16 protein-coding genes and 1 tRNA gene are annotated in these 11730 nt (G+C 69.8%); 12 read left to right on the top strand and 5 right to left on the bottom strand.

Translation table 11 applies throughout. The features are described from left to right. Positions 1-78: 78 nt before the first annotated feature. Positions 79-468, bottom strand: coding sequence for a hypothetical protein (locus tag ACZ5CW_RS40895; protein WP_468610891.1), 390 nt, complete (start codon positions 466-468; stop codon positions 79-81). Next, entirely contained in the window at positions 468-968 is a 501-nt protein-coding gene (locus tag ACZ5CW_RS40900; RefSeq protein WP_468610866.1) for an ATP-binding protein, read from the bottom strand. The genes ACZ5CW_RS40895 and ACZ5CW_RS40900 overlap by 1 nt, the downstream gene beginning before the upstream one ends. 213 nt (positions 969-1181) lie before the next feature. On the opposite strand from ACZ5CW_RS40900, the gene ACZ5CW_RS40905 reads away from it, so the two are divergent. The 11 genes from ACZ5CW_RS40905 to ACZ5CW_RS40955 all read left to right on the top strand — a co-directional run bounded on the left by ACZ5CW_RS40905 (position 1182) and on the right by ACZ5CW_RS40955 (position 8885). Then, positions 1182-1496: a putative quinol monooxygenase gene (locus tag ACZ5CW_RS40905; protein ID WP_468610868.1), complete on the top strand. Its 315-nt coding sequence runs from the start codon at positions 1182-1184 to the stop codon at positions 1494-1496. Continuing rightward, on the top strand, positions 1477-2715 hold the full coding sequence (locus ACZ5CW_RS40910; RefSeq protein ID WP_468610870.1) for a helix-turn-helix domain-containing protein: 1239 nt from the start codon (positions 1477-1479) through the stop codon (positions 2713-2715). Before ACZ5CW_RS40905 ends, ACZ5CW_RS40910 begins: the two co-directional genes overlap by 20 nt. Positions 2716-3030: 315 nt before the next feature. Next, positions 3031-3387, top strand: coding sequence for an SCO3933 family regulatory protein (locus ACZ5CW_RS40915; RefSeq protein WP_356341287.1), 357 nt, complete (start codon positions 3031-3033; stop codon positions 3385-3387). Continuing rightward, the gene (locus ACZ5CW_RS40920; protein WP_468610873.1) at positions 3387-4763 is read left to right on the top strand and encodes an FtsK/SpoIIIE domain-containing protein; all 1377 of its coding nucleotides are present in this window, start codon (positions 3387-3389) and stop codon (positions 4761-4763) included. The genes ACZ5CW_RS40915 and ACZ5CW_RS40920 overlap by 1 nt, the downstream gene beginning before the upstream one ends. A gap of 79 nt (positions 4764-4842) precedes the next feature. Further along, the gene (locus ACZ5CW_RS40925) at positions 4843-5424 is read left to right on the top strand and encodes a DUF2637 domain-containing protein (RefSeq protein WP_468610875.1); all 582 of its coding nucleotides are present in this window, start codon (positions 4843-4845) and stop codon (positions 5422-5424) included. A gap of 11 nt (positions 5425-5435) precedes the next feature. Continuing rightward, positions 5436-5627, top strand: coding sequence for a mobile element transfer protein (locus tag ACZ5CW_RS40930; protein WP_440553565.1), 192 nt, complete (start codon positions 5436-5438; stop codon positions 5625-5627). A 10-nt stretch (positions 5628-5637) separates the two neighbouring features. Next, positions 5638-5832 carry a hypothetical protein gene (locus tag ACZ5CW_RS40935; RefSeq protein WP_053708303.1) on the top strand — a complete coding sequence of 65 codons (195 nt, stop codon included), beginning with the start codon at positions 5638-5640 and terminating at the stop codon, positions 5830-5832. A gap of 14 nt (positions 5833-5846) precedes the next feature. Further along, on the top strand, positions 5847-6104 hold the full coding sequence (locus tag ACZ5CW_RS40940; RefSeq protein WP_468610878.1) for a SpdD protein: 258 nt from the start codon (positions 5847-5849) through the stop codon (positions 6102-6104). A 132-nt stretch (positions 6105-6236) separates the two neighbouring features. Then, positions 6237-7541 (top strand): replication initiator, encoded by a 1305-nt coding sequence (locus tag ACZ5CW_RS40945; RefSeq protein WP_468610879.1) that lies wholly within the window; start codon positions 6237-6239, stop codon positions 7539-7541. Further along, positions 7534-7716, top strand: coding sequence for a helix-turn-helix domain-containing protein (locus ACZ5CW_RS40950; protein WP_468610881.1), 183 nt, complete (start codon positions 7534-7536; stop codon positions 7714-7716). Before ACZ5CW_RS40945 ends, ACZ5CW_RS40950 begins: the two co-directional genes overlap by 8 nt. Beyond that, positions 7716-8885 carry a site-specific integrase gene (locus ACZ5CW_RS40955; protein ID WP_468610883.1) on the top strand — a complete coding sequence of 390 codons (1170 nt, stop codon included), beginning with the start codon at positions 7716-7718 and terminating at the stop codon, positions 8883-8885. The genes ACZ5CW_RS40950 and ACZ5CW_RS40955 overlap by 1 nt, the downstream gene beginning before the upstream one ends. Positions 8886-8982: 97 nt before the next feature. Here the strand turns inward: ACZ5CW_RS40955 and ACZ5CW_RS40960 are convergent. From ACZ5CW_RS40960 to ACZ5CW_RS40970, 3 genes are all read right to left on the bottom strand, one after another. Then, positions 8983-9056, bottom strand: a tRNA-Pro gene (locus tag ACZ5CW_RS40960). 66 nt (positions 9057-9122) lie between these two features. Further along, a complete protein-coding gene (locus ACZ5CW_RS40965; protein WP_468610885.1) occupies positions 9123-9881 on the bottom strand; it encodes a Pr6Pr family membrane protein in 759 nt (252 codons plus the stop codon). A gap of 94 nt (positions 9882-9975) precedes the next feature. Beyond that, a complete protein-coding gene (locus ACZ5CW_RS40970; protein ID WP_468610887.1) occupies positions 9976-10902 on the bottom strand; it encodes a metallophosphoesterase in 927 nt (308 codons plus the stop codon). Between the two features lie 107 nt (positions 10903-11009). On the opposite strand from ACZ5CW_RS40970, the gene ACZ5CW_RS40975 reads away from it, so the two are divergent. Next, on the top strand, positions 11010-11477 hold the full coding sequence (locus ACZ5CW_RS40975) for a GatB/YqeY domain-containing protein (RefSeq protein ID WP_468610889.1): 468 nt from the start codon (positions 11010-11012) through the stop codon (positions 11475-11477). The last annotated feature ends 253 nt before the right edge of the window (positions 11478-11730 follow it).

An 11730-nucleotide genomic window follows, 5' to 3' on the forward strand; every position in this document is an offset into this window, starting at 1 on the left:
GCAAGTCCGGCGAACACAACCGCCGGAAGATCGTCTAGGGCAGACGTCAAGCATCACCCGACGCCAACCCGTCAACCATCAACTGAGACTCGACACGGGCTTCCGGGGCTTGAAGTCGTGAGCGCAGTTCGGGAGTTCGGCGCCCTGGCGGTGCAAGAGCGGCAGGAAGGTCACGGGTCGGATCGTCCACGTGATGCGGATGTCCTCGTGGATCACTGACACCGTGCAGGGCTCGCCACGCAGGAGCGCACGCCTGGTCTTGATGCGGCCGTCGTACAGCCACTCCCATGCGGCGTCCGACGCGTCTGCGTCGAGGGCCGATGAGATCGTGCGGAGAGTGACCGCTACCCACCGGTCCGCCTGCGGAGCTGCGTAGGCGTCGAACGATGCCAGTAGTGCCGGCCCTCGCTGCTCGGTGAGGTTCTCCGTCCAGCATTCGCACCAGTAGCCGCGTCGGGCCCCCTGCATCAACACGGGCGGCCTCCTGCCGTGGTCCTGGGACTGCTGTCGTCGCTGTGAGATGCCTGCGGTACGTCATGGGGGTCCCGCTCGGCGTTCAGGAACACGGCGCCGACTCCCGGATCCACGTGGACACCGAGTTCCGCGGTGACCGTTCGGCCGGACTCGTCCCCCTGGACCGTGACGCTGTCGGCGAGGGCGGTGACCAGGGCGAGCCCGCGGCCGTGCGTCGCGTTGAGCGGTGGGTCCTGGACCTCGGGCGTGGACTTCGTGTGGCCGCAGTCGGTCACCGCGATCGTGAGCGCCCGATCGGAGACGGTGAGGCTGACGCGGAAGGCGCCGGCATCCCCGCCGCTGGCGGTGTGTGTGACGGCATTGGTGCCGAGTTCGGTGACGATCAGCTCGGCGTCCTCGGAGCGCGGGTGGCCGTTCAGGGTGGCGCGGGTCCAGCGGCGCGCGGTGCTGAGTTCTTGAGGGTGCCCAGGGAAGGTGCGTCCGTGGGTGGGCATGGCGTCCTCCATGGCGGTGACCTGCTGTCTTCCGTGCCATCGGGGGCTACCGGCTGACACGGACCACGCAGAGCCGTACAATTAGTACTAGCACCGTACCGAATGTGCGCGTACCGAGAGTGCGGGTTCGTACTTTTCGTGCGGGCGGTCGGCGCATAGCGTTCGCCGGGTGGTCTGGTGCTGGTCTGGAAGCCGATGGAGAGAGGACCTCGCATGTTCGGACTGATGGTGCGCTTCACCTGCAAGGACGAGGCGTCGGCGGTGGCGTTCGATGACCTCGTTGCACGGACTGGCGAGCTGATCCGGGCGAACGAGCCCGGGACGGTGATCTACACGGTGCACCGCGTTGACGGACGTCCCTTGCAGCGCGTGTTCTACGAGCTGTACCGGGACAAGGACGCCTTCGAGGAGCACGAGTCGAAGGACTACGTACGGGCGTTCCTCTCCGAGCGGGACCAGTACCTTTCCGCCACAGAGGTCGACCGTCTGGACTTCGTGTCCGGCAAGGGTGTGGACGTTGAGCACTGAGTATCAAAAGGCGCTAGGTCGCAAGATCGCCTTCCATCGCAAGCGGCGCGGGCTGTCGCAGAAGGAGTTCGCCGGTCTCCTCGGGCGATCGGAAGCGTGGGTGTCCCAGGTGGAGCGGGGCGTACGACGCATCGACCGGATGACCGTGCTGGAGAAGGTCGCCGAGGTGCTGGAGGTGCCGATCGCCGAGTTGGCGGCCGAGGCCCCCATCGTCGCGTCCGTGGCAGAAGGCGAGCCGCCGGGTGCGAGTCGGCTGCGACTGGTGCTGAGTTCAGCGCACTCGCTCAAGGCGATCCTCGGCCGGCAGGACGCTTCCCCGGATGTGCAGGCACTCCGGGCCGAGGTCGACCGCGCCTGGTCGCTGACGCATCAAGGTAACTACGCCGACTTGGCCGAGCTGCTCGAAGGGCTCGTTCCGCGGCTGGAGTCGGCCACCCGCTCGGTGTCAGAGGTCGAGCGTCCCGAACTCTTCCGGTTGCTCGCCGTCATGTATCACACATGCAGTGGAGCGCTCGCGAACCTGGGAGAGCCGGAGGCGGCCTGGATCGCCGTCGATCGCTCCGTGGTCGCCGCCGAGCGAGCCGGTGATCCGCTGCTGATGGCGGCCGGCGAGTTCCGGCTCTCCATCGTCTTCCTCGGTGCGCGTCACTTCGAGCAGGCGGCTCAAGCGTCGGGCAGTGCGGCCGACGCCTTGCAACCCCTCGCGGAGTCCGGGCAGATCGAGGCGGTGGCGCTGCGGGGTGCCCTGACGTTGCAGCGGGCGGTCGCCGCCGCTCGGCTGAACCTGGCTGATGAGGCGTACGGCTTCCTTCGCGATGCTCGTGCCATGGCCGAGCAGGTCGGTGATGGGCGCAACGACTACAACACCGAATTCGGGCCCACGAACGTCGGCTTGCACGAGGTGTCGGTCGCGGTCGACCTCGGAGACGCCGGTGTCGCCCTTCGGGCCGCGCAGGCAGTCGACGCGTCGGGGCTGTCCGCAGAGCGGCAGACACGGTTCCAGATCGATGTGGCCAGGGCGTACGCCCAGCGGCGTCAAGTTGCTGACGCCGTATCAGCGCTGCTGAAGGCGCGGGAACAGTCGCCCGAGATGGTGCGGTCCTTGCCGATGGTCAAGCAGCTCGTGGCGGACCTTCTGACCATGAGCCAGCCCCCGTCCGAGGAGCTGCGAGCCCTGGCAGGAGAGTTGGGCGTACACGAAGTACGGACTGGTACCTGAAGTACTAGACAGTACTTGGAGTACGGGTTACTGTGGTTGGCGTCGGCACGCTCCTCCGCGTCCAGCGGAGTTGGCGTGCGGGCATGCGAACGGGCCGGAGCAGGAAGGCAGACCTGCACCGGCGCGTGAGTGAAAGGGCCACAGAAAGCAGATGTGGCCTGAGCGGGAGGCAGCCCACTCAGGCCGGGTGCGTCTTTGGCATCAACGCTCTTGGAGCGTATCGCGCCCAGTCGGTATGAGGTCAACCTCCCGTTGCGTAGTCATTCATCACTGAATGCACCGTTCCTACGGTGCGACGCAAGGGAGAGCAGTTCTGTGCGTGTAATCCGTGTGGAGACGTCGGCGGCGACAATCCTGCTCACCGAGGCTCCGGAGCCCAAGGTCCGCGACCGGCAGACCGGTGAGATCGCCAAGGATGCGAACACCGGTGAGGCGCTGATGACCATCGGCGTCGTCTACATCGAGGACGGGGAGTCCTCGCTCATCAAGGTCACCGTTCCGGAGAGCGGCATCACCGAGGGACTGTCCCTCGGCTCCCCGGTCTCGCTGGTGGGCCTGGTGGCCCGGCCGTGGGAGACCGTTTTCAACGGCCAGCAGCGTCACGGCATCGCCTACCGGGCGGCTGCGGTCGCGCCGGCCGCCTTCCCGGCAGCAGTCGGGGCCTCCGCCTGATGTCGGACTGGATGACGCTGTTGGAGGTGGGTGGCCCCCTCGCCGCACTCGGCGGCGGGGCCGCCTACGCCCGGACTCGTCACCCGGGCGTCTACTGGTCCACGGTCGGCCTGCCGTTATCGGCGGCCCGGCTCCTGGGCTCGTACGGCTCCGTCATGGAGGCGTGTGGGCTGACGGTGCAGCCTTCCAGGCTGCGGGCCCTCGCCGTGAGGGCAACGACTCGACGTGAGGTTCGGCCCGTGCCTCCGCGGCGAGGCACCATCCGGCCCACGTCGACGGGCTTGCGGCTCCGGCTGCGGTTGGCTCCCGGCCAGGATCCGGCGGACGTCGCCGCCTCGGCGGAGCGGCTACGGCACGCCTGGGGCGTCCACGCCGTGTACGTGCGGGACGTCAAGCCGGGTGTCGTGGAACTCCGGCTCGTCGGCTTCGACGTCCTGCGGAAGGTGCGGATGCCTCGACGGAGCGGCGGTGGGCTTCTCCGGGTGCCGGTGGCTCTGAGGGAGGATGCGACCGCGTTCGTCCGCGACTACCGCGCCATTCCCCACCAACTCACCCTTGGCGCCACCCTGTCCGGGAAGTCCATGTACCTACGGCACCTGGTGGTCGGACTCGCCCCTCAGCCGGTCGCCCTGGTCGGTATCGACTGCAAGCGCGGTGTCGAGCTAGCGCCGTTCGCCGCCCGGCTCTCCGCGTTGGCGACCGACCCGGAGCAGGCGGCCGAGTTGCTGCCCGTGCTGGTCAAGGAGATGGAAGACCGGTACGACCTGATCAAAGTCCGGCAGGGCATCGCGCCGAGCACCCCGGACGAGGAGTTCACCTCCGACATCTGGGGCCTGCCTGACAGTGAACGTCCTGTGCCGATCGTGCTGTTCGTGGACGAGGTTGCCGAACTCTTCCTCGTCGCCACGAAGAAGGATGAAGAGCGGCGGGACGAGATGGTCACCCAGCTCATCCGACTTGCTCAGCTCGGCCGCGCGGCCGGCATCTATCTGGAGGTCTGCGGGCAGCGCTTCGGCGCCGAACTGGGCAAAGGCGCAACCATGCTTCGCGCCCAGCTCACAGGCCGTGTCTGCCACCGCGTAAACGACGAAGCCTCCGCAAAGATGGCTCTCGGCGACATCGCTCCCGAAGCGGTCATGGCCGCCTGCTCCATCGCCCCGGAACGGCCCGGCCTGGCCGTGGCAGGCGACACCTCCGGCGGCTGGTCCCGTATCCGCACGCCGTACCTCTCCCTCGCCGACGCTGCCCAGGTCTGTCGGGAGTCGGCACACCTGGTCCCCGCTGTGCCTGCGCTGAGCCGCTTCCGGCCCTACACCCCCGTGCAGCAGGTCGAGACAGCCTCACCGGTTGTTCGTCCGCATCCGGCGACGGACTGACCCACTTCCCCCCGGCCGGCGTGCCCATCTCGCGCCGTGTCCCTACCCCGGCACGTCCGAAATCGGAAGGAGCCGCATCATGCGCGCCCAGCTTGCCCGCGTGGACGCGGTGCTCGTCCAGGCGCTCATTGCCGCCGCCCTGTCCTTTGCCCACCTGCATGACGTCGCCTCGGCGGCCGGGCAGGACGGGTGGAAGGCGTGGGCCTACCCCGTCTCCGTCGACCTGCTCCTGGTCGCTGCCTGGCGTCGACTGCGCTCCGGCGTCACAAAGACGGCGGCCTGGTGCTGGTTTGTCGTCGCCCTCACTGCGTCCTTGGGTGCCAACGTCGCCACCGCCGGCCTCCTCGACCTCGGTGACGTTCCGGCCTGGCTGCGCATCCTCGTCGCGGGCTGGCCTGCCGTCGCCTTCCTCGGGGGAACGCTCCTCGCGCATTCGGCACCGAGGGCAACTGCTGATGCCGAGGACCAGGACGGTGAGCCCGTCACCGAGGCGCAGCCGGAACTTCCGCCCGTACCGGTACCGGCCGCCCTCGTCGCTCATGCCCGCAAGGTCGCCGCCGAACACCGTGCCCGGACCGGGTCGGTCATCGACACCTCAACTCTGCGCGCTCGGCTCGGCGTCCCGGCGCCGCTGGCCGAGGCCATCGCCGCACAGCTCTGAGAGGAGCTCTCATGCCCGCCAACCCGCGCTTCCGCAACGTCGTCCGCATCGGCCCCGTCCAGGTCGGCACGTACTACGACGGCCGGGGCCGCGAGAAGCACACCGCCGCCTGTACGGCCCCGCGCTGCGGGTTCTCGACCGACTACGACAGCCGTGCCGCCGCCGAGCTGGCCGCCCGTACCCACCGCTGCGCCGTCCGCTGAGGAGACCCCTGTGACCGTCTCGCTCCCGCTCGTCTTCGTCCTGGGCGTCATCGCCTGGGCCGCGATCAAGTTCCTCGGCGTCCGCCTCTGGGTCGCCGTCGTGATCGCCCTGTTCGGCTTCTGGCTCTCCCACACCTTCCTCGCCCCCGCCATCGAGTCCGGCACCCGCTCCGGGGTCGACGTCGTCAACGGCACCCACAAGTGACAAGGAGGTCCACCATGCTCCGCCCCAAGCTCCCCGACGTCCCGACCCTGCCGACCACGATCCCCACGCCTCAGCAGATCCAGGCTCCGGCTCCCTCCGCCGGCCGTCCGGTCGCCCCGTACGTGGGGATCGGCGCCGGAGCCGTCGCCGCCGTGGTCGTCGTCGGCATCGTGCTGACCGCGCTCCTGGCCGCGGTCGCCATCTCGGCCGTCTCCGTGGCCATCGCCGCCGTGGTCCTGCGCTCCCTCGTCAGCAACGCGCACAAGCGCTGACCGGCCACCGGGGCGACACCAACGCCGCCAAGCATCCCGTCGCCCCGGGGCCGTCCCTCCCGACCGCCGAAACAGCCGAAAGGAAGTCCCATCATCACCCGGCAGACTCCGCCCCCGCTGGCGGAACTCTCGATGCTGGCCTCACTCGGCACCATGCCCGAGCTGGCCCGTCAACTCTCCGGCCTGGGTGGCTGCACCAACCCTGTCCGCCTCGACGGCCACCGCTCCGAGTACCAGGTCGACACCACGACCGGCGAGATCGGCAACCTCCTGCACCATCTCGATTCCAGCGCCCTGCCCGCCGGTCAGCTCCTCGTCCGTTGCAACAACCGCCGCGCTACCCGTTGTGCGGCCTGCGCGGAGACCTACCGCCGCGACACCTTCCACCTGATCACCGCCGGTCTGCGGGGCGGCAAGGGCACACCGGAACAGGTCGGCACAAACCCCCGTGTCTTCGCCACCTTCACCGCCCCAGGCTTCGGCCCGGTCCACAACCGCCCCTCCGGCGGTCGGGACTGCCGCTGCGGCCTCCGGCACGAGGAAGCGGATCCCGCCCTGGGCTCGCCTCTCGACCCGGAAACCTACGACTACGAAGCGGCCGTGCTCTGGAACGCGCACGCCGGAGCCCTGTGGCGGCGCTTCTCGATCTACCTCCGCCGCGAGGTCGCCAAGCGTGCCGGCCTCACCCAACGCGACTTCCGCGATCACGCCCGGATCTCGTTCGCCAAGGTCGCCGAGTACCAGAAGCGGGGCGCCGTCCACTTCCATGCGGTCATCCGCCTCGACGGCCCGGAAGGCGGCGACACGCCTCCACCGGCCTGGGCCACGACCGTGATGCTGACGGACGCCATCCGTGCGGCTGCCACTGCCGCACGCGTCGACGGCCCGGAGATCGACGGCCGGGCGCACTCGTTCGTCTTCGGCCGCCAGCTCGACGTCCGCACCATCCGCTCCGCCGACTTCAACGACGGCCAGGAGCTGACCGAACGAGCCGTCGCGGCGTACATCGCCAAGTACGCCACCAAGGGAGCCGAGACCGCGACCGGCACCCTGGACCGGCCGGTCAGGTTTCTCGCCGAACTGGCTCAAGCCCGGATCACCGACCACGCCCGGCGCCTGATCCGTACCGCCTGGACCCTCGGCGCGCGCCCCGAACTGGCAGACCTCCGCCTCCGCGCCTGGGCCCACATGCTCGGCTTCCGCGGCCACTTCTCCACCAAATCCCGCCGCTACTCCACCACCCTCGGCGCCCTCCGCGACGCCCGCGCCGAATGGCGCCGCGCCCAAACCGCTCCGGCCGTCCCGCAGGACGGCGAAACCACCCTCGTCCTTGCCCACTGGGTCTTCGCCGGCACGGGCCTCAGCGCCGCCGAGACCTGGCTCACTGCCTCACTCCCGCCCGCCCCCGGAACAGAAGGAGAACCCACGCATGCGTGACGACGAGCTGCTGACCGTGGCCGAGGTCATGGCTCGACTGAAGGTCGGGCGGTCGACGGTCTACGACCTGATCCGCACCCGGCGTCTGCCCTCCGTGTCCATCGGGCGGTGCCGGCGCATCCCCGCCTCCGCCCTCGGAGAGTTCATCGCCGGGCAGATGGAGCGTGCTGCCTGATGACCAAGCGACGGAGCCGTGGTGATGGCGGCCTTCACTGGGACGAGAAGAGACAGCGGTGGATCGCCACGGCCAACCTCGGTTTCGACCCGAGCGGCAAGCGGATCGTGAAGCGGGGGAGTGGCAAGACCAAGACAGAGGCGAAGAACAAGCTCAAGGAGGTGCTGCGGGACCACGAAGACGGACTAGCCATCGCGCCCACCAACTACACGGTCAAGGACGCTGTGACGGACTGGCTGACGTACGGCCTGGCGGGCCTCGACCCCAGCACCGTCGAGACCGTGAGTCTCCTCAGTCAGAAGCACGTGATCCCCTCGCTCGGCGCCCGCAAGCTGCGCGAGCTGAGTGCGGAGGACGTAGATCGCTGGCTGGCCATCAAGGCGAAGACGCTCAGCACGCGCACGCTCCAGGGAATCCACTCCTGTCTCAACCGCGCGGTCAAGCGGGCCATGGCGCGGGACAAGGTGAAGCGCAACGTCGTCGAGCTGTGCTCGGTGCCTCAGGGCCAGGCGGGGCGTCCGTCCAAGGCGCTGACCTTCGCCCAGGCCGAGGCCGTGCTCAAGGGCGCCGAGGGGACCTCGATGTACGCGTACATCGTCGTCGCACTGCTGACCGGGGCTCGTACCGAGGAGCTGCGGGCTCTCACCTGGGACCACGTCTTCCTGAAAGGTCGGCCGGACCTCGACCCTCCACAGCCTCCGCACTTTGCCGTCTGGCGGTCCGTGCGGAGGAGTGGGGACACCAAGACACGGAAGTCTCGGCGCACGCTCGCTTTGCCGGCGCGCTGCGTGGATGCCCTCTGGCAGCAGTTCGAGGATCAGGGATGGGACCGGCTCGCCGCTGATGAGGAGTGGGAGGAACACGGGCTCGTCTTCTCCTCGGCCGTCGGCAAGCCGCTCGATGCCGCCAACGTCCGCCGTGCCTTCCGCCAGGCGCTCAAGGGCATCGACGGGATCAACGCCGACGAGTGGACGCCGCGGGAGCTCCGGCACAGCTTCGTGTCCCTGCTCTCCGACCGGGGCGTGCCGCTGGAGGAGATCTCGCGGCTCGTAGGGCACTCGGGGACGGCCGTGACCGAGGAGGTCTACCGGAAGCAGATCCGGCCCGTGATCCAGACCGGCGCCGTGGTCATGGACGGCATCTTCGGCACGCAGGAACGGCGCTCGTAGACACGCGGAAAGCGGTAGTCACGCAGATAGACACGCAGGCATAAACAACTCAGGCCGGTACTGAATCCAGTACCGGCCTGATCTGCTGTTTCGGCTGTCGGGGTGGCGGGATTTGAACCCACGACCTCTTCGTCCCGAACGAAGCGCGCTGCCAAGCTGCGCTACACCCCGATGTCGCTGCTTGTCGCGGCGACGACGTTTACTTTAGCCCACCGGTGGCCGTAGACGAAATCCGGTTTAGCCGCGGTGGCGGACCGGGGTCGGGCGGGCGTGGTCCAGGGCCACCAGGAGGACGGCCAGGGCGTAGATCGCGAGGCCCAGCAGGAGGGCGTTGGCCAGGGTGCTGCGGTAGCCGTGGGCGGACACGTCCAGGAAGGGATAGAGGTAGCGGGAGGGGTCCGAGGGTGGGACGAAGGTCGCCCGGGCCAGCGAGAACGCCAGGTAGGCCAGGGGGTAGAGGAGCCAGGCCGCGGCCTGGCGGAGGTGCAGGCGGGCCGCGGGGGTGAGGAGCAGCCAGTCCAGCAGGGCCGCCACGGGGACCAGCGTGTGCAGGATCTGGAGCGCCGCCCACTGGGCGTGCCAGCGTTCCGGGGGCGTCGTCGCGCCCGTCATGGAGAACGGGGGCGTCGTGTGGGCCAGCAGCAGGTGGTAGACCAGCGCGGCGATCACGACGTAGAGGAGTGCGGCGCCTGTCACGGTGGACGGGAGTGGGCGGCGGGCCCGCCAGGCTCTGGCCGCCGACAGGAGCATGACCACGGCCAGCAGCACGTTGGCCTGGACGCCGAAGTAGCTCAGGGTGCGGGCGGGGGTGCCCAGCAGGAGTTCCAGGGCGACCCCCGCGGCCGCCACCACGGCGATCAGCAGGCGGTACAACGCTGCCGAAGGGCGGCGGACCGGGGCCACCACCGCCGTTGCCGGCACCGGGGCGGGGAGCAGCCGGGGTGGGCCCGGAACCGCGGGCAGGTCCGGGATCTCCCGGGGTATCGGGGAGGTCATGCCCTCACGCTAGGAGCGGGGGAGGGGCGGGGCCATGTGGGCTAGCCCAGGTGGGTTACCCCCTCCCGTTACCCCCTCCCGTTACCCCCTCCCGTTACTCCTTCCCCACCAGCGTCAGCAGTGTCGCCTCCGGAGGGCAGGCGAAGCGGACCGGGGTGTAGCGGTTGGTGCCGCAGCCCGCCGAGACGTGGAGGTAGGAGGTGTGGCCCTCGGACGTGTGGGTGGAGAGGCCCTTCACCCGGTCCGTGTCCAGGTCGCAGTTGGTGACCAGGGCGCCGTAGAAGGGGATGCACAGCTGGCCGCCGTGGGTGTGGCCGGCCAGGACCAGGGGGTAGCCGTCCGCCGTGAAGGCGTCCAGGGTGCGCAGGTACGGCGCGTGGACCACGCCCATCGAGAAGTCGTACGTCCCGGACGGGCCGCCTGCCACCTGCGCGTAGCGGTCGCGTTTGATGTGCGGGTCGTCCAGGCCGGTCAGCTCGATCGACACGCCCTCGACCTTCAGGACGCCCCGGGTGTTCGTCAGGTTCAGCCAGCCCGCCGCGTCGAAGCTGTCGCGGAGGTCCTCCCACGGGTTGTGGATCGCGCCCACCGCCGGCGGGTTGCCGTTCAGGCCGTGGTGGCCGCTCGCCTTCTCCAGCAAGTAGCGGGCGGGGTTGCGGAGTTTGGGGCCGTAGTAGTCGTTGGAGCCGAAGACGTAGGCGCCCGGGAACTCCATCAGGGGGCCGAGCGCGTCCAGGACCTCCGGCACGCCCAGCGGGTCCGACAGGTTGTCACCGGTGTTGATCACGAAGTCCGGGCGCAGGCCCGCCAGCGACTGCAGCCAGCGCTGCTTCTTGCGCTGGCCGCTCACCATGTGGATGTCGGAGACCTGCAGCAGGCGCAGCGGGCGCATGCCCGGTGGGAGGACCGGGACCGTCACTCGTCGGAGGCGGAAGGAGCGGGCTTCGAAGCCCGCCGCGTACGCCAGTCCGGCGGCGCCTGCCGCCATGATTCCCAGGGGTACTCCGTATCGCGCGCGCATACGACCATCGTGTCAGACCCCGGTGATACGACCGGACCCGCGGGCCCTGGATCAGCGGGCGTTAATCGGCGGGCGTTCGGCATGGTGCACCTGCGACAATCGAGCCCATGACCACCACGCTCAAGTCGAAGCTGCACGACGACCTCAACGCCGCGATCAAGGAGCGCGACGAGCTGCGCTCCTCGACGCTCCGGCTGACGCTCGCCGCGATCACCAAGGAGGAGGTCGCGGGCAAGGAGAAGCGCGAGCTGTCCGACGACGAGGTCCTCAAGGTGATCACCCGTGAGGCCAAGAAGCGGCGCGAGGCCGCGGACGCCTTCGCGCAGGGGGGCCGTGCCGAGCAGGCGGAGCGGGAGAAGGCGGAGGGCGAGCTGCTCGCCGAGTACCTGCCCAAGCAGCTGTCCGACGAGGAGCTGAACGCGATCGTCGCCCAGGCCGTGGAAGAGGCCAAGGCCGGCGGTGCCGAGGGCCCGCGGGCCATGGGCGCCGTCATGAAGATCGTGAACCCCAAGGTGGCCGGCCAGGCCGAGGGCGGCCGCGTCGCCGCCGCCGTGAAGAAGCTCCTTCAGGGCTGAGCGACCAGAACACCTACAGGCGGCCAGGCGCGCAGACGTACGGAGGGCGTACGGACGTACGCCCGCGCAGACGTACGGACGCGCGGTGCCGTGGGCCCGGACACAGCGGCGGGGGGGGGGGGGGGGGGGGGGGGGGGGGGGGGGGGGGGGGGGGGGGGGGGGGGGGGGGGGGGGGGGGGGGGGGGGGGGGGGGGTGGGGGGTGGGGGGGGGGGGGGGGGGGGGGGGTGGGGGGGGGGGGGGGGGGAGGGGGGT

It is taken from the genome of Streptomyces sp. NPDC031379 (genome assembly GCF_055569615.1).

Excerpts from the sequence above, each read along its gene's own strand:
- ACZ5CW_RS40945 (WP_468610879.1), top strand. The coding sequence starts at position 6,237 with ATGCTGGCCTCACTCGGCACCATGCCCGAGCTGGCCCGTCAACTCTCC.
- ACZ5CW_RS40950 (WP_468610881.1), top strand. The coding sequence starts at position 7,534 with ATGCGTGACGACGAGCTGCTGACCGTGGCCGAGGTCATGGCTCGACTG.
- ACZ5CW_RS40930 (WP_440553565.1), top strand. The coding sequence starts at position 5,436 with ATGCCCGCCAACCCGCGCTTCCGCAACGTCGTCCGCATCGGCCCCGTC.
- ACZ5CW_RS40975 (WP_468610889.1), top strand. The coding sequence starts at position 11,010 with ATGACCACCACGCTCAAGTCGAAGCTGCACGACGACCTCAACGCCGCG.
- ACZ5CW_RS40900 (WP_468610866.1), bottom strand. The coding sequence starts at position 968 with ATGCCCACCCACGGACGCACCTTCCCTGGGCACCCTCAAGAACTCAGC.
- ACZ5CW_RS40955 (WP_468610883.1), top strand. The coding sequence starts at position 7,716 with ATGACCAAGCGACGGAGCCGTGGTGATGGCGGCCTTCACTGGGACGAG.
- ACZ5CW_RS40920 (WP_468610873.1), top strand. The coding sequence starts at position 3,387 with ATGTCGGACTGGATGACGCTGTTGGAGGTGGGTGGCCCCCTCGCCGCA.
- ACZ5CW_RS40970 (WP_468610887.1), bottom strand. The coding sequence starts at position 10,902 with ATGCGCGCGCGATACGGAGTACCCCTGGGAATCATGGCGGCAGGCGCC.
- ACZ5CW_RS40940 (WP_468610878.1), top strand. The coding sequence starts at position 5,847 with ATGCTCCGCCCCAAGCTCCCCGACGTCCCGACCCTGCCGACCACGATC.
- ACZ5CW_RS40905 (WP_468610868.1), top strand. The coding sequence starts at position 1,182 with ATGTTCGGACTGATGGTGCGCTTCACCTGCAAGGACGAGGCGTCGGCG.
- ACZ5CW_RS40965 (WP_468610885.1), bottom strand. The coding sequence starts at position 9,881 with ATGACCTCCCCGATACCCCGGGAGATCCCGGACCTGCCCGCGGTTCCG.
- ACZ5CW_RS40895 (WP_468610891.1), bottom strand. The coding sequence starts at position 468 with ATGCAGGGGGCCCGACGCGGCTACTGGTGCGAATGCTGGACGGAGAAC.
- ACZ5CW_RS40925 (WP_468610875.1), top strand. The coding sequence starts at position 4,843 with ATGCGCGCCCAGCTTGCCCGCGTGGACGCGGTGCTCGTCCAGGCGCTC.